This window comes from Chryseobacterium populi (genome assembly GCF_000282115.1).
In the GTDB taxonomy this organism is placed as follows: domain Bacteria; phylum Bacteroidota; class Bacteroidia; order Flavobacteriales; family Weeksellaceae; genus Chryseobacterium; species Chryseobacterium populi.
The window spans coordinates 69,729-95,595 of the sequence record NZ_AKJY01000003.1 but is presented as its reverse complement, the minus strand read 5'-3'; the positions used below and the strand labels follow the sequence as shown (position 1 = coordinate 95,595).

At 38.9% G+C, this 25,867-nt stretch carries 19 protein-coding genes and 1 pseudogene; 17 read left to right on the top strand and 3 right to left on the bottom strand.

All coding sequences use genetic code 11. The features are described 5' to 3' along the window. The first annotated feature begins 5 nt into the window (after window positions 1–5). The 6 genes from PMI13_RS01355 to PMI13_RS01330 are packed head-to-tail and all read left to right on the top strand — an operon-like array spanning window position 6 to window position 8,474. Complete coding sequence (locus PMI13_RS01355; protein ID WP_007839872.1) at window positions 6–1,820, top strand: IucA/IucC family protein; 1,815 nt, start codon at window positions 6–8, stop codon at window positions 1,818–1,820. Further along, entirely contained in the window at window positions 1,817–3,220 is a 1,404-nt protein-coding gene (locus PMI13_RS01350; protein ID WP_007839870.1) for an MATE family efflux transporter, read from the top strand. Before PMI13_RS01355 ends, PMI13_RS01350 begins: the two co-directional genes overlap by 4 nt. 1 nt (window position 3,221) lies before the next feature. After that, window positions 3,222–3,467 carry an acyl carrier protein gene (locus PMI13_RS01345; protein ID WP_007839869.1) on the top strand — a complete coding sequence of 82 codons (246 nt, stop codon included), beginning with the start codon at window positions 3,222–3,224 and terminating at the stop codon, window positions 3,465–3,467. 5 nt (window positions 3,468–3,472) lie between these two features. Next, on the top strand, window positions 3,473–4,861 hold the full coding sequence (locus tag PMI13_RS01340; protein WP_007839868.1) for an AMP-binding protein: 1,389 nt from the start codon (window positions 3,473–3,475) through the stop codon (window positions 4,859–4,861). Beyond that, on the top strand, window positions 4,848–7,265 hold the full coding sequence (locus PMI13_RS01335; RefSeq protein ID WP_007839866.1) for a TonB-dependent receptor: 2,418 nt from the start codon (window positions 4,848–4,850) through the stop codon (window positions 7,263–7,265). The genes PMI13_RS01340 and PMI13_RS01335 overlap by 14 nt, the downstream gene beginning before the upstream one ends. A gap of 3 nt (window positions 7,266–7,268) precedes the next feature. Continuing rightward, a complete protein-coding gene (locus PMI13_RS01330; RefSeq protein ID WP_007839859.1) occupies window positions 7,269–8,474 on the top strand; it encodes a PepSY-associated TM helix domain-containing protein in 1,206 nt (401 codons plus the stop codon). 70 nt (window positions 8,475–8,544) lie between these two features. On the opposite strand, the gene pdxR is transcribed toward PMI13_RS01330, so the two are convergent. Next, window positions 8,545–10,032 (bottom strand): MocR-like pyridoxine biosynthesis transcription factor PdxR, encoded by a 1,488-nt coding sequence (gene pdxR, locus PMI13_RS01325; protein WP_007839847.1) that lies wholly within the window; start codon window positions 10,030–10,032, stop codon window positions 8,545–8,547. A gap of 64 nt (window positions 10,033–10,096) precedes the next feature. Between pdxR and PMI13_RS01320 the strand changes: the two genes are divergently transcribed. From PMI13_RS01320 to bioA, 5 genes are all read left to right on the top strand, one after another. Next, window positions 10,097–10,714, top strand: a complete 618-nt coding sequence (locus tag PMI13_RS01320) for a hypothetical protein (RefSeq protein ID WP_007839845.1) — start codon at window positions 10,097–10,099, stop codon at window positions 10,712–10,714. Between the two features lies 1 nt (window position 10,715). Then, window positions 10,716–11,831 (top strand): aminotransferase class I/II-fold pyridoxal phosphate-dependent enzyme, encoded by a 1,116-nt coding sequence (locus PMI13_RS01315; RefSeq protein WP_007839844.1) that lies wholly within the window; start codon window positions 10,716–10,718, stop codon window positions 11,829–11,831. A 3-nt stretch (window positions 11,832–11,834) separates the two neighbouring features. After that, window positions 11,835–12,449, top strand: a complete 615-nt coding sequence (bioD, locus tag PMI13_RS01310) for a dethiobiotin synthase (protein ID WP_007839843.1) — start codon at window positions 11,835–11,837, stop codon at window positions 12,447–12,449. Next, a complete protein-coding gene (gene bioB / locus PMI13_RS01305) occupies window positions 12,446–13,420 on the top strand; it encodes a biotin synthase BioB (RefSeq protein WP_007839842.1) in 975 nt (324 codons plus the stop codon). Before bioD ends, bioB begins: the two co-directional genes overlap by 4 nt. Window positions 13,421–13,603: 183 nt before the next feature. Then, on the top strand, window positions 13,604–14,893 hold the full coding sequence (bioA, locus tag PMI13_RS01300) for an adenosylmethionine--8-amino-7-oxononanoate transaminase (protein WP_007839841.1): 1,290 nt from the start codon (window positions 13,604–13,606) through the stop codon (window positions 14,891–14,893). A gap of 53 nt (window positions 14,894–14,946) precedes the next feature. Here bioA and PMI13_RS01295 read toward each other — a convergent pair whose 3' ends face one another. Next, the gene (locus PMI13_RS01295; RefSeq protein WP_007839840.1) at window positions 14,947–15,189 is read right to left on the bottom strand and encodes a winged helix-turn-helix transcriptional regulator; all 243 of its coding nucleotides are present in this window, start codon (window positions 15,187–15,189) and stop codon (window positions 14,947–14,949) included. A 186-nt stretch (window positions 15,190–15,375) separates the two neighbouring features. On the opposite strand from PMI13_RS01295, the gene PMI13_RS01290 reads away from it, so the two are divergent. Further along, window positions 15,376–16,131: an MBL fold metallo-hydrolase gene (locus tag PMI13_RS01290; RefSeq protein ID WP_007839839.1), complete on the top strand. Its 756-nt coding sequence runs from the start codon at window positions 15,376–15,378 to the stop codon at window positions 16,129–16,131. 52 nt (window positions 16,132–16,183) lie between these two features. Here PMI13_RS01290 and PMI13_RS01285 read toward each other — a convergent pair. Then, window positions 16,184–17,386: pseudogene (locus PMI13_RS01285) on the bottom strand (CynX/NimT family MFS transporter). Between the two features lie 464 nt (window positions 17,387–17,850). On the opposite strand from PMI13_RS01285, the gene PMI13_RS01280 reads away from it, so the two are divergent. The 5 genes from PMI13_RS01280 to PMI13_RS01260 all read left to right on the top strand — a co-directional run bounded on the left by PMI13_RS01280 (window position 17,851) and on the right by PMI13_RS01260 (window position 25,788). Continuing rightward, window positions 17,851–19,698, top strand: a complete 1,848-nt coding sequence (locus PMI13_RS01280) for a chloride channel protein (protein WP_007839834.1) — start codon at window positions 17,851–17,853, stop codon at window positions 19,696–19,698. Between the two features lie 439 nt (window positions 19,699–20,137). Continuing rightward, entirely contained in the window at window positions 20,138–21,316 is a 1,179-nt protein-coding gene (locus tag PMI13_RS01275; protein ID WP_007839832.1) for an acetyl-CoA C-acyltransferase, read from the top strand. Window positions 21,317–22,566: 1,250 nt separating this feature from the next. Further along, window positions 22,567–23,511: an aldo/keto reductase gene (locus PMI13_RS01270; RefSeq protein ID WP_007839830.1), complete on the top strand. Its 945-nt coding sequence runs from the start codon at window positions 22,567–22,569 to the stop codon at window positions 23,509–23,511. 258 nt (window positions 23,512–23,769) lie between these two features. Then, complete coding sequence (locus PMI13_RS01265) at window positions 23,770–24,705, top strand: NADP-dependent oxidoreductase (RefSeq protein WP_007839828.1); 936 nt, start codon at window positions 23,770–23,772, stop codon at window positions 24,703–24,705. Between the two features lie 162 nt (window positions 24,706–24,867). After that, entirely contained in the window at window positions 24,868–25,788 is a 921-nt protein-coding gene (locus PMI13_RS01260) for a DUF3078 domain-containing protein (RefSeq protein WP_007839827.1), read from the top strand. Window positions 25,789–25,867: the final 79 nt, after the last annotated feature.

Below are 25,867 nucleotides of genomic sequence, written 5' to 3'. Positions count from 1 at the left end.
TAAAAATGAATACAATTTTGAACAATACCATAATAAGCCATGAACACTGGAAACAGGCCAACAGAAACCTGATGGCAAAAACCATTGCCGAACTCATGCATGAAGAACTGTTAAAACCCGTTATCGATTTCGAAGATGAAGCAGGATATACGGTGTTCAGGCTTGAAACAGGAAATAAAGCTGTAAAATATAGTTTCAGAGGCCAGAAAAGACTGATGGATTATTGGCATATCGATAAATACAGTATTACAAAGATTGAAAATAATGAAGTCAGCTCATCCCTTGATGTTCCGCAGTTCTTTCTGGAAATGCAGCCGGTACTTGATCTGGACTCCAATACACAGGCAAGATATACGGAAGAGTTACTGCATACTTTATATTGCGACGCGCTGATCCTGGCTAAAGGACCATTATCTTCCGGAGAGCTGGCAGAAGCAGGCTATCAGGTGATAGAGCATAATATGACAGGTCATCCGTGGGTAATCGTGAACAAAAGCCGTTTAGGCTTTTCACCTACCGACTTGCAGAATTTTGCTCCTGAAGCAGATCGGCCTTTAAAAGTATTATGGCTGGCTGCCCATCAGGACAGATCGAGTTTCCATGCTTTGGAAAATATTGATAAAGAAGCGTTTTACCGCTCGGAAACAGGAAATGATCTGTATGAGCAATTTAAACAGATTCTTGCAGACGATGGAAAATCTATAGAAAATTATAACCTGATCCCGGTACATCCGTGGCAGTGGGAGAATAAACTCAGAATTCATTTTGCAGGAGATATTGCAGAAGGTCTTTTAGTTTATCTCGGCGAAGGAAATGATATCTACAGTCCGCAGCAAAGCATCCGTACTTTATTTAATACAGAATATCCTGAAAAAAGATATTTAAAAACGGCAGTATCTATCTTAAGCACAGGGAATATCCGTGGGTTATCTCCAAAACAGATGAAGATTGCACCCTCCATTACCGATTGGGTAAAAGGTCTTATCAAAGACGATGAATATCTTGCAGGTAAAGGAACATTATTTTTAGGGGAAGAAGCTTCTACCACTTATCTGCATCCGCAATACAGAGCCATTCAGAATGTACCTTACCAATACAATGAATTTTTGGGTGCCTTATGGCGTGAAAGTGCAGGATCTTATCTGACAAAAGACGAAGAAATGGTGACCATGGCTTCCTTACTTTATGTAGATAACGATGGGGTTTCATTGGTTCAGGCTTTCGCAGAAAAAGCAGGGATCAGTATCAAAGAATGGATTGCTTTATATCTCGATGCTTATCTTACGCCCTTACTGCACATTTATTATACCCATTCTTTATGCGTCACTCCGCACGGAGAAAACATCATGCTGGTATTGAAAAACGGAATTCCCCAAAGAATTGTGATCAAAGATTTTGTGGATGATATCGTACTGACTACAGAAGCAAGGGAAAAGCTGCCTTCCCACTTGGCAGACGGCCTGATCCAGTCTTCCAATAAAGAGAATGTGCCGTTATTTATTCTTTTGGGAGTATTTGACGCCTTCTTCAGATATTTATCAGACGTATTGCACAGCTATTCGGATTTTAAAGAAAATCAATTCTGGACACTTGTTCACAGCTGTATTGAAAGCTATAAAAATGACAACCCGCATTTACAGGAACGATATGAAAAATACGATTTGTATGTGCCGGTATTCAAGAGGTTTTACATCAACAGTCTGCGTCTGAAAAATAACGGATATAATGAAAATAAAGCATTTGCGATCCCGAAAAAAGACGGTGCCTTACCTAATCCGCTATATCATGTAGCTAATAAAAATTCTGTAGCAGCGATATGAAGAATTTCTTGCAGCTTCTGAGAGGAGGAATGGTTTTTGTCTATGGAGCGCTGGCCGGAAAAAAGGTTGACCTGACTTCCGGAAGTATCAACCGTTCTATTTTCAGCCTGGCAATCCCGATGGTGATGGAACTTGTGATGGAATCTGTTTTTGTAAGCATAAACCTTCTGATTATCGCAAAATTAGGAGAAAAAGTTCTTACGCTTGTCGGAGTTACCGATAACTACATCAATTTTGCTTATGCTGTTGCTGTAGGTTTAGGAATTGCAGCAGCCACACTCATCGCAAGGCGGGCAGGGGAGAAAGACAGTGCAGGAATGAGTAAAACAGCACATTACATTATTTTACTCGCCCTGATTTTCGCAATACTGATCGGTGGTTTATCAAGCTGTTTTGCCGCCTATATTGTGGATTTCTTTGGAGTTAAATCTGATATCGTAAACCATGGGCAGCCTTTTTCCCGGTTGGTGTTTATGAGTATCGGACTGGTTATTCTGCGTCTCTCCATCAACGGGCTTTTCCGGGGTGCAGGAGATGCTGATCTGGCCATGAAATCCCTTTGGATCTGTCATATCTCCAATATCCTGTTGGCAGTAATCCTGGTATTCGGACTTGGGCCTGTTCCCGCTTCCGGATTAATGGGATTAGCTTATGCCACAGTTGTATCAAGATTATTGGCCGTAATCTATCAGTTCTTCATTTTATTTTCAAACAGAACAAGCATCAGTATCCTGGTGAAATTTCAAATGGATATGCCGCTGCTAATGAAAATATTAAGAATTGCATTCGGAGGGCTGGTTCAATATATTATCCCTACTTCCAGCTGGCTGATCATGGTAAAAATTATTTCCACTTTCGGTACTACCGCACTGGCAGGATATATCATTGCCCAGCGCATTGCCTCCGTCGCAACAATGCCGGCCTGGGGAATCGGAAATGCAACAGGAGTTTTAACAGGTCAGAATCTGGGTGCCGGAAACTATGACCGTGCCGAGAAAACGGTATGGCGTGCAGGTGCTATCAATATGACCTATCTCATTGCAGTGGCTTTATTCTGGCAACTGGCTGCAGAACATGTGGTAAAAATTTTTACAACGGATCCTGATGTGGCCCATTACGCTATACAATACATTCATGTAGTATCTATGGCATATCTGCTGCTGGGTTTCACCATGGTGATCAGCCGTGCGCTCAATGCAGCCGGAAACATTATGCAGGTGACTTTGCTTTACATCATCATGTTCTATATCATCCAGCTGCCACTGGCATACCTCCTGGGAATACGGTTCCAATGGGAACTAAAAGGAATATTTACAGCTATTGTTTCTTCAGAAATAGTTCTGGCCGTATTATTCTTATTGATTTTTAAAAATGGTAAATGGAAAACTATAAAAATTTAACATGCACACAACAGAAAAATTTTATGAAGTGATTGCAGGAGCAATTGCAGTGAAAAAAGAATTAATTGAAGAAGATCTTGCCTACCAGCAGATTCCGGAGTGGGATTCTATGTCTCATCTCCTGATTGTAGAAGCCCTGGAAAACTCTTACCAGATCAAGTTTGAGTTTGATGACGTACTTGATATGGGAACAGTAGGTAAAATTCGTGAAAAAATGAAAAAATACGATGTAGTCGTAGAAATCTAAGTACTATGAAAATTTTAGAAAATATCATAGCCAACAGAAGCCTCTCTTTTGCAGAGGCTTCCGGTGGTAAAAATATTCCGGCAGGTACATTATACAGGTCACTGGGCTTAAATCCGGTTGAAAAAGGGCTGATCTTTCTTTATAATGATAACCGGCTACCCGGAATTGAGGTTCTTCTCAATTTTTACAGTACCGCTCATGCCATTGCATTGCTGGGACAGAAACTTCACCCGGAATTCAAAACCCGGATGGAAGCGGAATATCGTCCGAAATATATTTTTGATCCTGGCAGGAATGAAATTGACGGTTATGAGTTAAAAAACTTTTCCGAGACCATTGCCATCTTTGTAAGAGAAAATTATCAGTATGAAGTAAGCATTCATCCTGAAATAAAAATCCTGCTGAGCACCTCGGGAACAACAGGGATTCCAAAGCTGGTGAAACTATCCGATGAAAATCTGTACCAGAATGCATTGAGCATCCTTCAGTATATGCCCATCCGTGAAACAGACGTGGTGCCTTTAAATGTTCCCATTAATTTCGTCTACGGATTCTCGATTTTCACCACAAACTCTATGCGTGCAGGGAAAATTATCTGTACAGACAAAGATATCATGCAGAAAGCTTTCTGGGATGAAATGGAAGAACATGGCTACAGTACGTTGGGTGGTGTTCCTTATCTTTATGAAAATCTCAACAGGATCGGATTCTTCAAAAAAGAAAATAAAAGCCTGAGATATATGACTCATACGGGAGGCGTGATCAATGCCGAACTGAGGAAAACTATTTTCTCTTATTGTAATCTGTACGAAAAAGAATTTTTTGCACAATATGGCCAGACCGAGGCAGGCGGAAGAATGGCGTACCTGACGACGGCAGGACTTCTTGAAGAAGAAACTTCCATTGGGATACCCGTTCATGGCGGAAATTTCCAGATTGATCCGGACACGGATGAATTATTGTTCTCACATCCCGGAATTTTCGGTGGTTATGCCAATAGACTGGAAGACCTCGCAACTTATGAGCAGCCCCGGACTCTGCACACCGGAGACACCGCAAGGAAAGGACAAAACGGCCTTTATTACATCACAGGAAGGATCAAGCGGATCATGAAACTTTTCGGGATACGCCTTAATCTGGATGAAGTGGAATTTATCCTTAAAAACGAACTGGAAGGAAACACTTTCGCCTGCCTGAATTTCAATGATAAAAAGATCATTGTTCTTTATGATAACCAGGATTTAGATCCGCAGGTAATTAAAGATATTATTAAGGAAAAGCTTCGCATCAATCCACAATACGTAAATATCGAATATATAACTCATTTCCCCTTATCACAAAACGGTAAAATAAATTATCCACTGTTACAAACCCTACAGCATGAAAACATTTAAAACACTGATCCTCTTTTTTATTCTTGTAAGCTTTCCGGCTTTTGTTTCTGCCCAGCAGCAGGAGCGTGTTCACGGCAAAATTATGCTATCTGAGCAGGTACCTGTAAAAAATGCTGTTTTAAGATTGATAAATACTCCTTATCAGGCAAAAACAAACAGTTCGGGAGATTTTTATTTTGATCATGTCCCTCCCGGAGATTACATTCTTCAGGTCTTGGTGAATGATATTGAACTTTTACAGGAAAAAATCCGGATAGAGAAAGATGTTTTCAAAATTCCTACGATCTATGCAGCGATGCACAGCGATGAGCTGGAAGGAGTAACGGTTTACGCTTACAGCAGGAACAAATTTCTCGATAAAGACAGTACTTCCGTCGCAAAAATGCCCCTTAAAAACCTGGAAAACCCGCAGTCTTATACCAGCATCAATCAACAGATCATAAAGGAACAGCTGACCACCGATCTTTCGGAAGCGCTTAAAAATGTTCCCGGTATCGTAAAAATGCAGGGGAGCCCGGGAAGAGCAGGAGACGGAAGCATTTATTACAGCCTGAGAGGATTTCCTACCAGAGTTTCAATGGTAGATGGCGTTCCTGCCAATACCAACGGAGAAATTGATCCTGCGGATGTTGAGCGTATGGAAGTGATCAGAGGGCCATCCGGAACATTGTACGGCGGAGCGGTAACTTCTTTCGGAGGACTGATTAATATTGTGACCAAAAAACCTAAAGATTATTTCGGTGGTGAGGTATCTTACCTGTTCGGAAGCTATAACCTGAACCGTGTAACTGCCGATGTTTACGGACCGATCACAGATTCGCGTAAAACATTATTCAGATTAAATGCGGCTTACCAGTATCAGAACGGTTTCAGGGATTCTGAATTCAGGAAATCATTCTTTGTAGCCCCTAAATTCAGCTACCAGGTGAATGACCGGTTACAGTTCAACCTCGGAGCACAGATCTATAATTACGAAGGAACCAACACCCCGATTATTTTCCTTTCAAGATCAAGACCGTTTTTTGCACGCACTCCCCAGGAACTCGGATTTGACTGGAAACGTTCTTATTCCAACAATGATATGACACTGAAAGCACCTTCAATCAATGTAAAAGCAGAGATCAATTATAAAATTTCTGACAGCTGGACTTCTCAAACCATCATTTCGAGAAATTTCAAAAAAACCGAAGGGCTTTACCAATACCAGTTTATCAGAGGAAATGCAAGTGATGCTTTACTGGAACGTAATGTTCAGCAGCAGAATTCTGAAGCGGCTTCTACAAGCATTCAGCAGAATTTCAACGGGCAGTTTAACATAGGAAAAGTGAAAAATAAAATATTGATCGGGCTGGATTATTTAAACCAGTCATTACGTAATAACAATTCTCCTATTATTAAATATGATACCATCAACGGGCAGGACCTTAAGAACAGCTACGGAGCCATATCCAGAGATCTGGCAATTGAGAAAATCCAGAAATCAAAGGCAAGCATGGTAAGAGATTACACCTCAAGTAATATCTATGGAGCTTATATCTCTGACGCTGTTTATCTGAGCGACAGATGGATCACTTTATTAAGTTTGCGTGTCGACCATTACGAAAGCAGAGGCCAGCTTAACCTGAATAATAATACCCGTTCAGGAGATTTTACCCAGACTGCATGGTCACCTAAATTAGGAATGGTATACCAGATATTCAAAGATAAATTATCTGCTTATGCCAATTATATGAACGGATTCAGCTATGTAGCTCCGGTAAGCCAGGAACTTCCGGATTACAGCGGAAACCTGAAACCACAGCTGGCCAACCAGTGGGAAGCAGGTATGAAAGCCAATCTGTGGAGAAACAGGTTCAATTTCACTGTTGGATATTATGATATTACAGTCAATAATATGTCCCGCGGAATCGAAGTAATCAGGGATGGGGAAGCTTATAATATCACCATTCAGGATGGAGAGCAGAGAAGCAAAGGAATTGAAATCGAAATGATAACCAATCCTATTCAGGGATTGAATATTATGGCAGGATATACGTATAATGACAGCAGATTTGTAAAAGCAGATGCCACTGTAGAAGGCCGCAGGCCGGGATCTGCCGGTCCTACTAATATATTCAATTCATGGATCAGCTATATATTGCCGATCGAAGGACTACAGGGAATAGGAGTAGGCTTTGGAGTTAACCATGTGGGTGAACAGGTTTCTGAGAATAAAACCACTACAGGTCAGTTCAGGTTTCCTGCATATACTTTGGTCAATGCTTCCGTATCTCTTGAAAAAGAAAAATACAGATTCGGAATTAAAATGAATAATATAGGCAATGCCCTTTATTTTGCAGGACAGGGAGTCGTAGTTGCCCAAATGCCCCGAAATTTTGTAGCAGAACTCAGCCTTAAATTTTAAATCATGGAGTTCAGAAAACTGACCTTTCAATTACATCTATGGCTCGGATTAACGTCCGGGCTTATAGTTGTGATTATGGCTGCTACAGGCTGTATTTTATCTTTTGAAGAAGAATTAAAACTAAAGTTTCACCCTGAAAGGTATTTTGCAGATTCTGTAAAAAAAGAAAAATTATCACTTCCCGACCTTAAAGCTAAAGCTGAAAAGGCTCTGCCTGACAATCTTAAAGTCAGCAGAGTAGAGATCTCATCAGATCCCGGAAGAAACTATGTATTCCGTACTCTGAAAATAGATGATGAAGCACTGACATTCTGGGGATCTTACATTTATTATTACAGGGTGTATATTAATCCGTACACAGGAAAAATAGCTGAAGTCGAAAATGCAAAACAGGATTTTTTTGAAATCGTACAGAATCTTCACCGGAGATTACTGCTTGGTGAAAAGATCGGAAAAAATATTACAGGCTATACCACGCTTTTTTTCCTGATTATTATTTTCTCGGGGCTGGTCATCTGGTATCCGCGTAAAATGAGTAAAAATATGCTGAAGGGAATGTTTATGATTAAAATAACCTCTAATCTTAAAAGACTGAATTACGACCTTCATAATGTATTGGGATTTTATGCAGCCGTTCCATTACTGTTGATCTGCTATTCCGCCGTGATATGGAATTTCAAAGATATCGACAGGTTTGTTCAGGATACGCTGAACGGAAAACACCAGAAAGAAGGAAAAGTTAAAAGCGATCTTTCTGCAGCAGATATCTCAGACCGTAAAAAAGCACTGACTATTGTCGGAAATACTGTAAAAAAAAGCCTTCCCAGTAAAGAATCAGCACTGATCACTTTTCCGAAAAAAGAAGAAGGAACCTACTATGCTGAAATTAAATATGCCCATAAGCAATATCAGAATGATCAGTACAATTTCGATCAATATTCAGGAAAGATTTTAAAATTTCAGTCCTATAAAGATCAGAATATCGGAAACGGAACCGCTTTACGGGAAAGAAACTACGACCTTCATACAGGAGGCATCTTCGGTCTGACCGGTCGGATTTTATATTTATTGGCAGGAATTATAGCCCTTTCACTTCCGGTTACAGGGTTTATCATGTGGCTGAATAAAAAGAAGAAAAGTAAAAATTCAAGGAGGAAGAAAGCCCACCGGATGAGTCATAAAAAGAAAAAAGGTTCTTTGATTAATTAAGAAATCAGGAATAAACAAAAATTGAAAAACAAAATAAAGAAAAGTGTAACTGGGTTTACACTTTTTTTAACTAATGTAGAGCTTTCACACTGTCCGAAAGAATTTCGATACTGCTCTTCATCTCATCAAAATTCAGATGGCCATATCCCAGCCGCATTGCGGAAAGCTCCTTATTCTGATAGAGCAGTGTTTTGGGAATAAATAAATTATTTTTAGCACATTCACGCCCAAGCTGCATCAGGTTGACCGGAGTTTTCCATTCAGCCCAGACCGCAAGGCCTCCTGAAGGTTTACTGAACTCAATAAAATCTCCCACATACTGATCTAAAAGCAAAGCAAAATAATCCCGTCTTTCCCGGTATATTTTCAGTGATTTTTTCAGATAACGGTTGATTTCCCCTTCCGCAATCATTTCCCCTAAAACCTGTTCCATCAGGATATCGCCTTGCCGGTCTATAATTCCTAAATATTTACGCAGTTCTGCCATCAGGTTTTCAGGAGCAACAATAAACCCGGTACGGAAACCGGGTGCCAGGGATTTCCCGAATGACCCGATATACACGACCATTCCGCTTGTATCTGCACTGGCCAGCGGAAGAATCGGGCTTTTATCATAATGGAAATCATAATCGTAATCATCTTCAAGAATAATAAATCCGTACTCATTGGCGAGATTCAGCAGCTCAAGCCTTCTTTGCGCGCTCAAGGTAACTGTAGTAGGATAGTGGTGATGCGGTGTAAGATAAAGCATCCGTATTTTCTGTTTTTTGCAGGCTTCTCTTACACTTTCAACGATAATTCCTTCTTCATCAATGGGAATCGACCGGATATTGACTCCCGCTTTCTGGAAGATCATATTGACGGAAAAATAACTTAAAGCTCCTACCAATACCGTATCACCCTGAGAAAGCAATACCTCCGAAACAATGTAGATACTCATTTCCGTACTCCGCGTAATCAGAAGATTATCTTTAGAAATCGGTAACCCACGGGATAGATTAAGATAATGAGACAGGTTTTTCTTAAAAAATTCACTTCCGTCATGGTTGTAATGCCCCAGCATTTTATGGTGCCCTTTCCGTTTAAGAATCGAACTGTAAATTTTAGAATGCTGATCAATCTGTGTCAGTCTGATGTCCGGAACCCCATCGTTAAAAAGATATTCACAAGCTGAATGTTCAAAAGGGTTATCCAGGATATTGGAAGTTTTAAAAGAAAATCCGGTTATTTTAGGATAATGCTCGAGATGGGTTTTCTCAAAATCTTTAAATGTCAACGGCTTTTCTTCATTCTTCCCGATTACAAAAGTTCCTTTATTCGGTATACTCTCTACCCAGCCCTGCGCAAACAGCTCATCATAAACCGCTACGATTGTATTCCGGTGAACTTCCAGCGTCCTGCTCAACGCTCTCGTTCCGGGAAGCTTGGTCCCGAAAGGAAGATAACCTCTCTGAATGGCATTGATCAACTGATTCGCCACCTGCATATACATCGATGTATCTGAAGCTCTGTTAATTTTCACAAAACTCTGATAAGGAATTTCAACCGGACTATCCATAATATTAAAACTGGCACCATACAACCATCCGACAATATACTACATTTGGTTCAAAATAAAAATAATGGAATTTCACAATCTATTGCAAACCATTGTACAGGATAATGAAACACATGCCAAATGGCTGAATACATTATCCTTTATGGAGAATGCCGGTGCCAGGAAAATATCCGGCTGTGAGCATCCTACACAAGTGACTCAAATCCAGCTGAAACACGCCGCAGAAGAGCACCGCCATGCTTATTACCTGAAAAAGCAGATCGGAAAACTGAACCCTGAACTTTGTAAAACCTACGAGCTGCACGAGCTTTTAGCACCATCAGCTACAAGACAATATCTTCATTCTCTGGATATCAAAACCTGCAAATACCTGCAAAAGACATTTCAGCTAAATAAGGAAGAGCTGAGATATGCCGCCTATCTTTTTGTAACATATGCCATAGAAGTACGTGCCGATGAGCTTTATCCCGTTTATCAGGATATTCTTACCAAAGAATCATCCAAAATCATGGTCAAATCAATTATTCTGGAAGAAGAAGGGCATCTGGAAGAAATGATCAATCAGCTGAATGATTTTTCAGACGACTGGAAGCTGCATGCAGAACATGTTCAGAATATTGAAAAAGAACTTCATCATCAGTGGCTGAATTCTATAGCCAAAGAAATAACACTGCTTAACTGATATGCCGGATCGTTATTTCTCCCATTGGAAAAAAGCATTGGAAAAAAGAAAAACAGAAGGAACATTCAGGTTTTTACGACCAAAATATGAAGGAATTGATTTTTGCTCCAATGATTATCTGGGATTAGCCCGAAACAAAGACTTTCAGCAATTGCTGCTAAAAAAAGTATCAGACCATCCTGAATTATTATCTGGAAGTACCGGTTCAAGGCTTATCAGCGGAAACAGCCCTGTGGTCACAGAAACGGAAGAATATATTGCAAAGCAACATGATTACCCTGCAGCACTTTTGTTTCCATCGGGATACAATGCCAACCTTGCTCTATTTTCAACACTTCCGGGAAGGTTTGATACCATTATCATTGATGAACAGATCCACAGGTCGGTACACGATGCCTGTACGATGTCTAATGCAAAAAAAATAAAATTCAAACATAATGATCTTACAAGTTTGGAAGAAAAGCTTCAAAGACAGAATGGTCAATGTTTTATTGCCATAGAAAGCCTGTATTCCATGGAAGGAGATATCGCCCCGATTCAGGAAATTGCACAGCTTGCCGAAAAATATTCTGCAGGATTATTCGTAGATGAAGCCCATGCATTCGGAGTTTTTGGCTACGGGCTGGTTACAGAATATCAGCTGCAGGATAAGGTGATGGCCACGGTAATCACTTACGGAAAAGCGTTGGGATCGCACGGAGCCACCATTTTAAGTAATGAACTCATCAAATCTTTTCTGATTAATTTTGCAACACCTTTTATTTACACCACTTCAGCACAGGATTTTCAATGGTCAGCTATAAAAACAGGATATGAATTTTTAAATTACCATCCAAAGCTTAAAGAAAATCTACAAAGGAATATAAGCCACTTCACAAAACATGGACTGGACTCTCCATCTGCAGAAAACAGCCCGGTACAGGCGATTATTGTTCCTGATAATCAGCGTTTAAAAGCCTTACAGCAAAATTTATCCGAAAATGGATTCCTGACCTATGCAGTCTATAGTCCGACTGTTAAGGAAGGTACTGAACGTCTCAGGATCTGTCTGCATAGCTTCAATACGCAAGAGGAGATTGAAAAATTATGTGAAACTATTAAAAGATCAGGCAATTAAAAAATGCAGAAGAAATTATTTGTAACAGGAATCGGAACTGAAGTAGGGAAGACGTTTTGCTCGGCAGTATTAGTTCAATATTTTCATGCAGATTACTGGAAGCCCATACAATCGGGAGACCTTCATTATACAGACAGCATGAAAATCAGAGACTGGGCAGGAGATAATGTATTCTGTCATCCTGAAACTTACCGTCTGAAGCTTGCTGCATCACCACACCAGTCTGCAGCCGAAGAAAATAAACTGATCCGGGTAAATGATTTTCAGCTACCACAAACCTCAAAACCTTTAATTGTAGAGGGAGCAGGCGGATTGATGGTCCCGCTTTCGGATAGTGAACTGATGATCGACCTAATCGAAAAACTAAAGCTTCCTGTTGCCCTGGTGGTAAGGAATTATTTAGGATGTATTAATCATAGTTTACTTTCAATAATGGCATTAAAAGAAAGAGGGCTGATAATAGACACCCTGATTCTCAACGGAGTTTTTCCACCCGATACGGAACGGATTATCATTAATTATACAGAAAGAAAAACAAAAATCATCAGGTTTCCTGATATACATTCAATGACAATAGAGAATATTACAGCAATAGCAAAACAATTAACAAACTTATGATAACGGATAAAAAAACAGAAATCAGAAATAACTGGACTAAAGAAGAAATAGAGGCAATTTATCATCAGCCTTTACTGGAATTAATTTATAAAGCAGCTACCATACACCGTGAATGGCACGACCCTTCAGAAGTACAGATCTCAACATTATTATCCATAAAAACCGGTGGCTGCCCGGAAGACTGCTCTTATTGCGGACAGGCAGCACGCTACCACACCAATATCAAAGTACAGGCTTTATTACCCACAGAGACCGTTATTGCCCATGCCCAAAAAGCAAAAGACAGCGGTTCATCACGTTTCTGTATGGCTGCAGCTTGGCGTGAAGTGCGTAACAACCGTGATTTTGACCGTGTAATTGATATGGTAAAAGGGGTGAATGAATTGGGACTGGAAGTCTGCTGTACCCTTGGAATGTTAACTGAGGAACAAGCCGTACGCCTACAGGAAGCAGGATTATATGCTTACAATCACAATCTGGATACCTCAGAGCAGTATTATGAAGAGATTATTTCGACCCGCACTTTTGATAACAGAATCAACACTATCAATAATGTAAGAAAAGCAGGAATCACAGTATGTTCAGGAGGGATTATCGGTCTTGGGGAAACCCACCGGGACCGCATCTCCATGTTGCTGACATTGGCAACCATGCCTAAGCATCCGGAGTCAGTTCCGATCAATGCCCTGGCAAGGGTAGAAGGAACACCGCTTCAGGATAATGAAAAAGTAGATTCCTGGGAAATGGTAAGAATGATTGCAACAGCAAGAATTGTGATGCCTTCCTCAATGGTCCGCCTTAGCGCAGGGCGTATAGAAATGACGGAAACCGAGCAGGCATGGTGTTTTATGGCCGGAGCCAATTCTATTTTCACAGGAGAAAGAGAAACCTTATTGGTGACCCCAAATCCGGGCGTTTCCGAAGATATGCAGATGCTGGAAACATTGGGATTAAAACCTATGAAAGCTTGATAGAAGTTATAAGTTTTGAGTTATGAATTATGAGTTACCTGGAAGCGGGAAGCCTGAGAACCGAAGCCATAAAAAACACTTTTTGCACCTGAAGTCTTTGCTAACAGCTTATAATTATAACTGAAAAAACTCATAACCCATAATTCATAATTCATAATTCATAACTCATAACTCAAAAATCTAATGCACAACGATTTACAAAAACGCGACCGGGCAGTCAACTGGCATCCGTATACCCAGATGAAAACAGCTGATGATGCGATTCCCATTGTTAAAGGAAAGGGTGTTTATCTTTATGACAATAAAGGAAAAAAATACATAGATGCAGTTTCTTCATGGTGGGTTACCCTGCATGGCCACGCCCATCCTTATATTGCCCGGCGTATTTCTGAACAGCTGAATACCCTTGAGCAGGTAATTTTTGCAGGCTTTACCCATGAGCCGGCGATACAGCTTTCTGAAAACTTATTAAGCCTGCTTCCCAAAAACCAACAAAAGGTTTTCTATTCGGATAACGGCTCTACCGCTGTGGAAGTTGCCCTTAAAATGTGTATTCAGTATACCTATAACATCGGAAAATCCAAAACAAAAGTACTGGCTTTTAAAAATGCCTATCATGGTGATACTTTCGGGGCAATGTCTGTAAGTGGCAGAAGTGCCTGGACAAAACCTTTCGGAGATATGCTTTTTGAAGTGGTTTTCATCGATATTCCTGTAAAAGAAAACCTTGAAAATTTAAAAGAGCAGATTGATCATCTCGGTGATGAGATCGCTTGTTTTATTTACGAGCCATTGGTGCAGGGAGCTGCAGGAATGCTGATGCATGATGCAGAAAATTTAAGTGAATTGATGAAATTTTGCAGAAATAAAGAAATACTGATGATTCAGGATGAAGTCTTTACAGGATTCGGAAGAACCGGAAAATTATTTGCTGCCGACCATCTTTCTGAAAAGCCGGATATCATGTGCTTCTCAAAAGGACTGACCGGTGGAACAATGCCTATGGGAATTACCACCTGTTCGGAAGAAATTTATAATGCTTTTTTATCTGATGACAAATATAAAACCTTATTCCATGGCCATTCCTTTACCGCCAATCCGTTAGCCTGTACAGCTGCTTTAGCAAGCATGGAAATTTTATTACAGGAAAAAACTCAGCTTGATATACAACGGATTATGGAACAGCATTCCGGTTTTGCTGAAATACTTAAACAACATCCTATGATGGAAAATGTCCGTCAGACCGGGACTATATTGGCATGGGAACTGAAAACCACTCAACAGACTTCTTATTTTAATGAAACAGGGAAGATGTTTTATGATGAATTTCTGCAACGTGGGATTATCATTCGTCCGCTCGGAAACGTAATGTATCTGGTACCGCCTTATTGCATTACTTCAGAAGAACTTGATTTTGTATACCAGAATATCATAGAAGTTTTAGATCATTTTAAAAATGAGAAAATCAATTAAAATCAGTTCCCCATTGGTGCAGCTGATTAAGAATCGGCCCCAAAACAACAGCTTTATCTGTAAACTTCCGGAGGGAAATTATAGACCTCAATCCTTTGAATGATCTGATCTTCCTCCAGTTGTTTAAGTTGTTCGGCCAGCACTTTCTTTGAAACTCTCGGCATTCTCCGCCACAATTCTACAAAGCGTATTTCTTTATCCTCATAAAGATTAAATAAAATAAGCGGTTTCCATTTCCCGGAAATCATGTCCAGGCTGCGCCTCAATCCACAGTTTTTAAATTCTTCAAAATTCATTGGTTTATTTTTATAGCTATCAGCCTCAATATAGTTTTGCAAATCTAAAGAGAAAAATAAAACCGGTAAGTCTTCCGGATTAATCTTTCAAACCTGTATTTTTCAGCAAAATGGATAACCTTTCGGTAACCATCCATGACCAGGTCTTGTTTAAGCAATAGCTTTGTACAGACAAAAATTTAAAACATGAAATTACAATTATGGCGCAATGCCACCTTACTGCTGGATATTGATGGCATCCGTATTCTCATTGATCCTATGCTTGGCGAAAATCAATTTCCGATGACCGGCAATGAATTATTGAATCCGTTGGTCGACCTTCCTTTTGACCGAAACGAATTAATAGAAAAGCTTGAAAAAACAGATGCTGTTGCCGTTACCCATCTTCATCCCGATCATTGGGATCAGGCAGCTATTGACCTTTTGGATAAAAACCTTCCGATCATCTGTCCTTCTGCCATTTCGGCTCAGATTTCAGAATATGGATTTAAAAATATCATTCCCATTAATGAAAGTATTATCTGGAAGAACATACATATTTCATTAACCAAAGGCCTTCACGGAACGGGTGAAATAGGAGAAAAAATGGGCCTGGTAAATGGATTTGTATTCAAAGTTTCAGACCAAACTGTTTATATCGTTGGTGACAGTATCTGGTATCCGCAAGTGGCAGAAGAGATTACCCGGCATCAACCAAAACACATTATTGTAGCAGGAGGTGCAGCCACATTTTCTGTAGGAAATCCCATTATCATGACCAGTAAAGATATTATCAGTCTCTGCGAATATGCTCCTGAAGCAAGCATATGGATAACCCATCTGGAAGCCGTAAGCCATTGTAAAGAAGACAGAAATTTTATCCTGGCGAGGATCGCCGAAAACGGATTAGAAAAAAGATGCTTTATTTTAAATGACGGTGAAGAAACCGTTCTTAATTTCTAAACTTTTCCACAATCCTTAAATAACAGGGCGGCTGAGGCTCCCGAAGCCGCCATTATTCTTCCACATATTTCATCCTGGCCGCCTTCATTCCGAAATAAAACATCAGCATTACAGAAAAACTTAAAAAATAAAAGGAACTTCTCCATGACTCATCCCAATCATGCAGCTTTCCGAAAACCGGAGGCCCGAAAGCCGCAATCAAATATCCTACAGATTGTGCCATCCCCGAAATTTTAATCGCATTGGCCGTAGATTTCGTCCTTAATGAAAAGAATAAAATGGCAAGACTGAACGATAATCCGTTAGCTAATCCGATCATAATGGCATTTCCATAAATCCATTGAGATTTCAGCCATGCAAACATCAATGTACTGATCAGCATTAACGAGCATATGAAAACAATCAGCAACTTTTGATTTTTCATCTTATTAGCTATAACAGGAGAGCAGAAAGTTACCGGGATCATCGTAATCTGAATGACAAATAAAACCCATCCCGTATCATTTTCCTGCATGTGATAATCTGTAAGTACAGCCGGAAGCCAGGTTACAAGACAATAATAAAACAAAGACTGCAAACCCATAAAAATACTGATATTCTAGGCTTGGGCAGATTTAAACATGTTAAAGTCCGAAACGGCCGCTTTTGTTTTCTTGTTATCAGAATTTCTTTTATTGAAAACTATTTCAAGGATAACTACCAGAAGAGCCAAAAGGGTAATCACCAGCCATATTCCCAAAGAACCACGCCATCCGTAACCTGTCCATTTCCCGATACTCATACTGAAACCTGAAGCCAGTGCCGCTGTAAGATTCATGGCTACAGCAAAAATTCCGGTCATCAGGCCAATCTGCTTCGGAAAGTTATTTTTAATGTATCCCGGTGTTACTACATTCCCGATACAAATTCCAAGACCAATAAAAACAGAACCCAGAAATAAGGTTGTGACTGACCCCAGAATCCGTAAAAATAATCCGAAACCAAGAATAATCAACGAATAAAGCAAAAACCTGTTGAGACTTAATTTATGGGAAAATCGGCTCACTAAAACCGAACATGTTGCAAACATAAACAATGGAATAGAGGTAAGCATACTGCTCTTAAAATTATCCAGATGTAATGCTGTTTTCACATCATTCAGAACAGGAGCTACAGAGATTATAGGTGATCGTAAATTGCCGGAAACCAATATGACCACCAGTACATTAATAATTAATAAAGCGTATGATGTATTTTTTCTTATTTCATTCTTCATCATGATGACAAATTATTTTATGCAAAATTAAGCAAGCAGTTTTGTTTAATTTTGTCAAAAACTTTATCTAAAACGACATTTTACAGTTGACCTGTTTTCCTGGTAGAAATGTAAAAAAAACGAATGGGTATTGGCAGATAATAAAAGACGAATTACTTAGCTTTCTGATTCAGTTGATATGAACCACGGATTGCACAAATTTTCACAGTTGATAACATTATTATTAAACAATAAAAATCTGCTCAGTCTGCAGAATCTGCGAGGATAAATTACAATCTTGCCCTTCAAAATCTAAAAGAATAAAAAGAAAACACATAAAATTTACCTTTATATTTTCCTTACATTTGCTAATATTAGTATCCGTTTTAAAAATAATGAATATATTTTGATACTAAATACAGTCTTTCTTATTCAGCATCAACGCGATACTGTTTTAATCGTAGTCGAATAGTAAATTTTTATCCGTGAAGATTCACAATAAAAGAAAATACCTTAGTTTTCTCAAATTTAAAAGAGATTTTCAACAATACGGCCTTGAAAAAGTACGCAGTTATGAGCTTATCCTGCACTGGCTCAGCAACAGGCTCAGCAGAAACCAGTTCCTTATTCTGTCCGGTATTCTGGTAGGCTGTACAGCAGGATTTGCCGGAGTGGTTTTAAAAACACTGGTACATACCATTCACTATTTTATCGTTAATAAAGTTCATTTCGAATATCAGATCCTTTTTTATATCGTCTTTCCTTTTTTAGGCATCGTCCTTACCACAAGTATAGTGCTCACATTATTCAAAGGCCAGGACAGAAAGGGGATAGGAGCTATTTTATATGAGATAGCCCAGAATTCAAGTATTGTTTCTTCGGTAAAAATGTATTCACAGATTGTTCAGAGTGCCATTACCGTTGGGTTGGGTGGTTCCGCAGGATTAGAAAGTCCCATTGCCGTTACAGGTGCCGCAATCGGGTCCAATTATGCCCAGACCTATAAGCTCGGATATAAAGAACGTACCCTGCTGCTGGCCGCGGGTGCTACGGCAGGGATAGCTTCTGCATTCAATGCACCGATAGCTGGCGTCATGTTTGCTTTTGAAATATTACTTACGGGTGTTGTGTTTTCTGATTTTATTCCCTTAGTGGTTGCTGCTGTATGCGGAAGTCTTTTATCCAGAATACTTCTTCAGGAAGATATTCTTTTCAGGTTTCATGCCAGGGAATCATTCAATTATCATAATGTTCCTTACTATCTTATATTAGGAGTCGTAGCCGGCCTATATGCCCGGTATTTTGTTGTTATTTCCCAAAAGGTAGAACACTTTATTAAAGGCCTTAAAGTTTCAAGAATACGTAAAGCAATGATTGGCGGGGCTGCCTTGTCTTTACTCTGTGTATTATTTCCGCCGTTATTCGGGGAAGGCTATGAAACAGTAAAAGATTTCACCAATGGCAATGCCCATTCAATTATAGAAAACAGCCTTTTCAGGTATTTTGAAATAGGAAACTGGACTGTTATTCTCTTTTTGGTTCTGGTTTGTCTTCTCAAAGCTTTTGCGTCTTCCATTACAATTTTCAGTGGTGGTAACGGAGGAAATTTTGCGCCTTCATTATTTGCAGGAGGCACCCTGGGATTTTTGTTTGCGATGATCTGTAAGCAAATAGGCTTTGAAGATGTGCCGGTCACCAATCTTGTCCTTGTCGGAATGGCCGGGGCAATGAGCGGAGTTTTGTATGCACCGCTTACCGCTATATTTCTTATTGCCGAATCCAGTTTCGGATATGACCTTTTTATTCCGTTAATGATTGTTTCCGTAATATCATATCTTATCGCAAAATGGTTTTCAGTGGTTTCTCCGGAGCTGAAAAGCCTGGCAGAGCAGGGGAAAATATTTACCCATGAGCACGATAAAAATCTGATGTCTGCCCTAAAGATTAAAGATATGATTGATTTCAATTCCCAGACGATCAATGATGATGCACCGGTTACTGATCTTTTTGAACTCATAAAAAACGGGAATAAAAATATCTTTGCCATTACAGATTACGAAAAAAAACTTAAAGGAATTTTAACATTGGATGATGTGCGTCCGTTACTTTTTAACAGGGATAAAGATGCTTCCATCAGTATTCAGCAGCTTATGAAAGCTCCCCCCGCTGTTATTCAGCCCGAAGACGAGCCTTTAAAGATTATTCAGCTTTTTGATGACACCGGAGTATGGAATTTACCTGTTGTTGATCACAATAACCGGTTTATAGGTTTCATATCAAAATCTACAATTCTAACGAGTTACAGGGATCTTTTAAAGGAATACTCTGACTGATCTAGTCAAAAATTCAACTATAAAAAATATGCTTAATCCGCTACATCTTCGAAAATAGAAATTATTTGATAATCTAAGATCAGAGAAATTTAGTTAAGAATCAAGACCATAAAGTTCAAGAAGTAATAATATTCTATAAAATGATCTTATAAAATATACCAATTGGTATATTATTTTTATATCTTTGCCTACCTTTTTAAAGTTGAAAAAGCAAAGTATAATTTTTTATTACAAAATATACCGTTCGGTATATTTTATTGATAAACCTGTTTTAATATGAAAAAAAACATTCTAATCTAAGCTATATCGATGCCTGTTTAGCAATCGGGCTGGCTTTCATATTTGAATTACCTTTATTATTCTTCATTAAAAGGAATAAAAACAAAAAAATGGTTATCGTATCTGCTGATCATTAAAATTAAAATAACAAACAATCACAATGAAAGAAGTATTTATCGTATCTGCAAAGCGTACTCCTATTGGCGGATTACTCGGCAGTTTATCAGAATATACCGCCACACAGCTGGGGGCAGTTGCCATCCGGAATGCATATGAAAGCGTATCATTAGCTCCGGAATGGATCGACAGTGTATACATGGGGAATGTATTGAGTGCAGGGTTGGGACAATCACCGGCAAGACAGGCGGGAATTTTTGCGGGTATTCCTTATGATAAAGATGCCTCCACTATAAATAAAGTTTGCGCATCAGGTATGAAAGCAACCATGATCGGAGCTCAGCAAATCCAGACCGGACTTGAAGATATTGTTGTAACAGGCGGTATGGAAAGCATGAGCAATGTTCCGCATTATGCTTTTTTACGAAACGGAAAGAAGCTGGGTGACCTTACGCTCACAGACGGTATGACAAAAGACGGGCTGTGGGATGTTTACAACGATTTCCATATGGGAAGTGCTGCAGAATCAGGCATCAAAAAATATGGACATACCAGACAGGAGCTCGATGATTATGCTTTATCATCCTACAAAAAAGCCCAGATTGCAACAGCTCAGTACAAATTTAAAAACGAGCTGATCACCATAGAATCCAAAAAAGGGAAAGAAACGGTAACCGTAGATAAGGATGAGGACATTAATAAGCTCATTCCTGAAAAGATTTCCCTGTTACCACCTGCTTTTGAAAAAGATGGGGTACTCACTGCTGCTAATTCCAGCAATCTGAATGACGGTGCAGCAGCATTGATTCTCGCTTCAGAAACCGCTGTTAAAAAATATAATTTAAAGCCGCTTGCAAGGATCATAAGCTATGCAGACAGCGCACAGGCCCCGGAATGGTTTACCACTTCACCATCTCTGGCTATTCCGAAAGCGCTCAGACATGCAAATCTCAATCTATCGGATATAGATTATCTGGAAATTAATGAAGCCTATGCTTCAGTGATTTTATCCAACCAGAAAATTTTAGGTTTCGATCCTGGAAAAGTAAATATCTATGGCGGAGCAGTGGCTTTAGGACATCCGATTGGCGCATCGGGAGCCAGGATCCTGGTAACACTTTTAAACGTACTCCGGCAGGAAAAAGGAAAGTATGGAGTTGCTGCCATTTGCAACGGTGGCGGTGGTGCATCAGCTATGGTGATTCAAAATCTGGATGTTTAACCGGAAAAAAACTTAAAATCACCCAAACCCTCACTATTTGGATATTTATAATTTCAAAAAACTAGTAAAAATAAAAAGTGCCCCCTTGGGAGGAAGGCACTAAAAAACACAAATGATGAAAAAAATTATTTCGTATGCGAATATAACGAAAAAATATGATGCAATGGATTACAAATTATTAATATTTCAAATATAAATTATTAATAATATCTTAATACCAACATAATCAAGACAATAAAATTAATAAATCAAAAATAAAGCTTCAAAATTCATTGAAAATAAATGCCTAATTATTAATCTCGGGGATGCTAATATTCAAAAACAAAATGCTCGTTTCATAGCCTGCATCAAACCGTTTTATAGTGGTTACTACGGCCACAAATATATTATAAAAAGAAGAAAAACAAAACCGTAATAAACACTAAAATAAACATACCGTATTTATACGGATCAGTAAAAAGGCAAAAACTGTAGCAATCAGTAAGTTATAGTTTTCATAAATTATTATAGTCAGTATAAAATCAGGATCCGGTCCAGCAAGAATGCCTTAATTTTTACTGTTTTATTAAGTGCAGAGTTCCATTATTGCCTGAACACCAGCTTAATCATTGGAGCCGTAATAAAATCTAATATTATGAAACCTAAACAGATTCCCGGTGTTCCGGAACAGAAAAAGGTGGATTTCATGATACTAAAAGTAAAAAACAATATAAGGATTTAGCAACTGCTATTCAAAAGTTTGATGTTCTGAAACAACGGTTTCTTTCTGTCAATCAGTGGAAAGATTATACCGGGGAAACGATCAGACCAAAGATCTATTAATGATCTGCAGGCCATCGAAAATCCCCGTCCAACAAAAGAATAATCATATCGTTCATTTTTACTCAGACAAATCGACATCTATTTTTATGGCTTCGCGAAACGGTACCGTAATTCAGGCTTCAGTGTACGGACGGAATGAAGTTTCCAATATGAAAGCCAGATTTTTTGACCGGATAGAGGAAACTTGCCATTGCAATCGGGGGAATAATAGGAGTCGCTAAAATACAATGGAAGGCATTTTCCGATGGTTTACTCAACTTTGACTAAATTGATTTTATGATAATAATTATCCGGCTGTAAAATTTCAATCAATTTTAGCTATGACAACTATAGTTATAATGATCATCAATACCCTGTTTAAAAGCTTTAATCCAGAATAGGATTTCTTACCTTGGTCTGAAAATTATTTTTAAATTTAAATCATTTCTATGAAAAAGAGAAATATAAAAAACACCGACCTGTCTGTTGCACCGGTTAATTTTGGAGGAAATATTTTTGGCTGGACATTAGATGAAAAACAGTCTTTTGAAATTCTGGATAAATTTACATATGCCGGATTTAATTTCATAGATACCGCAGACACTTACTCCTGGTGGGTGAACGGTAAAGGCGGGCAGTCCGAGGAAATTATCGGAAAATGGATGAAAAGCAGAAACAACCGCCATAATCTCATTATTTCAACAAAGGTAGGATCTGAAACCAAAGAACACGGCTTCGACATCAGCCGAAAACATATCCTGAAATCTGTAGATGAATCATTACAAAGGCTGCAGACCGATCATATCGATTTATACTACACCCATTTTGATGATCATAAAACTCCGGTAGAAGAGACCTTGTCAGCGTATGATGAAATTATCAAAGCAGGAAAGGTACGCTATATTGCAGCCTCAAATTTATCTACTGAACGGTTAAAAGCATCTTTTGAAGCAGCAGAAAAAAATAATCTCCCGAAATATGTAGCCTTACAGCCTCATTATAATTTAATGGAACGTGAAGGTTTTGAAAAAAATTATGCACCATTGGTGAAACAATTCGATTTGAGTGTATTCCCATACTGGTCACTGGCTGCTGGATTTTTAACCGGAAAATACCGTAATGAAACCGATTTTACAAAAAGCCAGCGGGGAGAAGGGGTAAGAAAATATCTTAATGAAAAAGGACTCGGTGTTTTACGGGCGTTAGACCAGGTCAGCGCAAAGTACAATACCACGCAAGGCAGCATAGCTTTGGCGTGGCTTCTGGCAAACCCATTAATTACGGCACCGCTTGTAAGTGCAACAAGTGAAAGCCAGCTTGAAACTTTATTTAATGCTCCCAACCTGGAGCTGAGTAGTGATGATATCGATCTTTTAAACAAAGCCAGTCAATAATTCATCACCATTGATAAACATTAAACGGAATCTTATGATTTCGTTTTTTATATCTAAAAAATATTTAAAATTCTGCCACATAATTTTGGGTTATTCTTCTATTGAAATGAGACTAAGATCTTTGTCTGTCTCTGCCATAATTTTGTATTATCGAAATAAAATGTTACCCGGAAAGAAGAAACAACAAAGCAACAGAAAATTTATTATTTTAAACACTGACAGATTATCAGCAATTAACAGTAACACCAATACAATAATATGAAAGCAATCACATTAAAATCCCCGGGTGGAGTAGAAAACCTGGAATATACCGAAATCGGAAAACCTGATCTTAGAGAAGGGGAAGTTCTTATAAGAGTAAAAGCAATAGGCATTAACCCTATCGATGTAAAAACCCGCTCAGGAAAAGGCGCATATGAAAAACTTAAAGACCAAAGCCCATTAATATTAGGTTGGGACGTTGCAGGTATTGTGGAGGAAAGCCAAAGCCCGTTATTTAATACAGGTGATGAAGTTTTCGGAATGATCAATTTTCCGGGGCATGGAAAGGCCTATGCAGAATATGTTGCCGCACCCGCTGATCAGTTGGCGTTGAAACCTTCAAACCTGTCATTTGAAACTGCAGCAGCTAGTGCATTGGTGACTTTAACGGCCTGGCAGGCATTGGTAGACCATGCTAATGTTCAGAAAGGGCAGAATATATTGATCCATGCCGCGGCCGGAGGTGTAGGCCATATCGCTGTACAAATCGCAAAGTATCTCGGGGCAACCGTTACCGGAACTTCATCATTAAAAAACAGAGAATTTGTGCTTAGCCTTGGAGCCGATCAGCATATAAATTATCATGGTTTTGACTGGGATGCAGCACCCCGTAATTTCGATTTTGTTTTAGATACCATTGGTGGTGACAATATCGACAAGTCATTGAAAGTAACAAAGGAAAACGGGACTATTATCAGTATTCCGAGCGGTATGAATGAGAAAGTAACTGAAAAAGCAGCAGCTGAAGGAGTCAAAGGATATCCCACAAAAGTACATTCTGATGGGGAAGACATGAAACAAATCGCTTCACTGCTCGAAAAAGGAATTATTAAACCTTATATTTCCCATGTTTTTCCTTTTGACAAAATGAAAGAAGCCCACCTTGAACAGGAAACCGGAAGAACTGTGGGAAAAATTATCATCAATCTCTGATTCAAAATCTTTAGAATTAAAATTCATAGGACAGATATTTAAAACTTTTAATGGGTATTAAGAAAATAATGAAAATTATTGATTTTAAGTAAATTTAAGTTATTATTTATTATTTTCCAACAAAAATTATATGCCTATTTTTGTATTATAAATCTCTAAACTATGAAAAAAATTTTATTATCCATTTCCATCCTGATGGGAATATGTGCCAATGCACAGGAAGTAAAACCGGAAGCACCTGCAGTAGATACTACAAAAGCATGGAGCATCCAGGGACAAAATACTTTAATGCTTAACCAGGCAGCCTTTTCAAACTGGGTAGGTGGTGGAGCTAACAATGTAGGCTGGCTTGCCGGAGTTAATTATAACCTTACTTATGAAAAAGGAAAAGACCTTTGGGAAAACATTATTATTCTTGGCTATGGACAAAATAATACAAAAGGAATAGGAACCCGCAAAACCCAGGACGTAATCAACCTTTCTACCAATTATGGAAGAGAGTTTGCAAAAAACTGGTACCTGTCCGGCGGACTTGGCTTGCAGACCCAGTTTGCAGCAGGTTATGAAGACGGAAATAATCCTGAAGCTGCTAAAATTTCGAATTTTATGGCGCCCGGATACCTGAATATAGGGGTAGGGGTTACGTACCGTCCCAATGATAATCTCACTGTAACATTACGTCCTGCAAACGCAAGATGGACCTTCGTATTGGATGAAGACCTTCAGAATGCCGGAACTTACGGATTAAAAAATGATGGCGATTCTTCTTTGTTCCAGTTTGGTTTCCTGGGAACAGCAATCTACAAGCTTAAGATCATGGAAAATATCAACCTGACCAATACTGCTTCGGTGTTTTCAAATTATTTAGACCATCCTGAAAGACTGGTACTTTCTTATAGTGGAATTTTAAATATGAAGATCAATAAATTCATTTCTACCAATATCACCCTGGATCTGTTGTATGATCATAACCAGATTCAAAAAACACAGCTGAAACAGACTTTAGGAGTAGGTTTTGCCTATAATATCGATAACGGTAAAAAACGATCTGAAAATAAGAATAACCAATCCTGGTTAAAATAATACAACAAAAAAGAGGCTTAATCGCCTCTTTTTTATTTGGCAGCTTTACTGTTTAAAGCCGTATCTGCAATTTTGGTGA

Excerpts from the sequence above, each read along its gene's own strand:
- PMI13_RS01355 (WP_007839872.1), top strand. The coding sequence starts at position 6 with ATGAATACAATTTTGAACAATACCATAATAAGCCATGAACACTGGAAA.
- PMI13_RS01350 (WP_007839870.1), top strand. The coding sequence starts at position 1,817 with ATGAAGAATTTCTTGCAGCTTCTGAGAGGAGGAATGGTTTTTGTCTAT.
- PMI13_RS01345 (WP_007839869.1), top strand. The coding sequence starts at position 3,222 with ATGCACACAACAGAAAAATTTTATGAAGTGATTGCAGGAGCAATTGCA.
- PMI13_RS01340 (WP_007839868.1), top strand. The coding sequence starts at position 3,473 with ATGAAAATTTTAGAAAATATCATAGCCAACAGAAGCCTCTCTTTTGCA.
- PMI13_RS01335 (WP_007839866.1), top strand. The coding sequence starts at position 4,848 with ATGAAAACATTTAAAACACTGATCCTCTTTTTTATTCTTGTAAGCTTT.
- PMI13_RS01330 (WP_007839859.1), top strand. The coding sequence starts at position 7,269 with ATGGAGTTCAGAAAACTGACCTTTCAATTACATCTATGGCTCGGATTA.
- pdxR (WP_007839847.1), bottom strand. The coding sequence starts at position 10,032 with ATGGATAGTCCGGTTGAAATTCCTTATCAGAGTTTTGTGAAAATTAAC.
- PMI13_RS01320 (WP_007839845.1), top strand. The coding sequence starts at position 10,097 with ATGGAATTTCACAATCTATTGCAAACCATTGTACAGGATAATGAAACA.
- PMI13_RS01315 (WP_007839844.1), top strand. The coding sequence starts at position 10,716 with ATGCCGGATCGTTATTTCTCCCATTGGAAAAAAGCATTGGAAAAAAGA.
- bioD (WP_007839843.1), top strand. The coding sequence starts at position 11,835 with ATGCAGAAGAAATTATTTGTAACAGGAATCGGAACTGAAGTAGGGAAG.
- bioB (WP_007839842.1), top strand. The coding sequence starts at position 12,446 with ATGATAACGGATAAAAAAACAGAAATCAGAAATAACTGGACTAAAGAA.
- bioA (WP_007839841.1), top strand. The coding sequence starts at position 13,604 with ATGCACAACGATTTACAAAAACGCGACCGGGCAGTCAACTGGCATCCG.
- PMI13_RS01295 (WP_007839840.1), bottom strand. The coding sequence starts at position 15,189 with ATGAATTTTGAAGAATTTAAAAACTGTGGATTGAGGCGCAGCCTGGAC.
- PMI13_RS01290 (WP_007839839.1), top strand. The coding sequence starts at position 15,376 with ATGAAATTACAATTATGGCGCAATGCCACCTTACTGCTGGATATTGAT.
- PMI13_RS01275 (WP_007839832.1), top strand. The coding sequence starts at position 20,138 with ATGAAAGAAGTATTTATCGTATCTGCAAAGCGTACTCCTATTGGCGGA.
- PMI13_RS01270 (WP_007839830.1), top strand. The coding sequence starts at position 22,567 with ATGAAAAAGAGAAATATAAAAAACACCGACCTGTCTGTTGCACCGGTT.
- PMI13_RS01265 (WP_007839828.1), top strand. The coding sequence starts at position 23,770 with ATGAAAGCAATCACATTAAAATCCCCGGGTGGAGTAGAAAACCTGGAA.
- PMI13_RS01260 (WP_007839827.1), top strand. The coding sequence starts at position 24,868 with ATGAAAAAAATTTTATTATCCATTTCCATCCTGATGGGAATATGTGCC.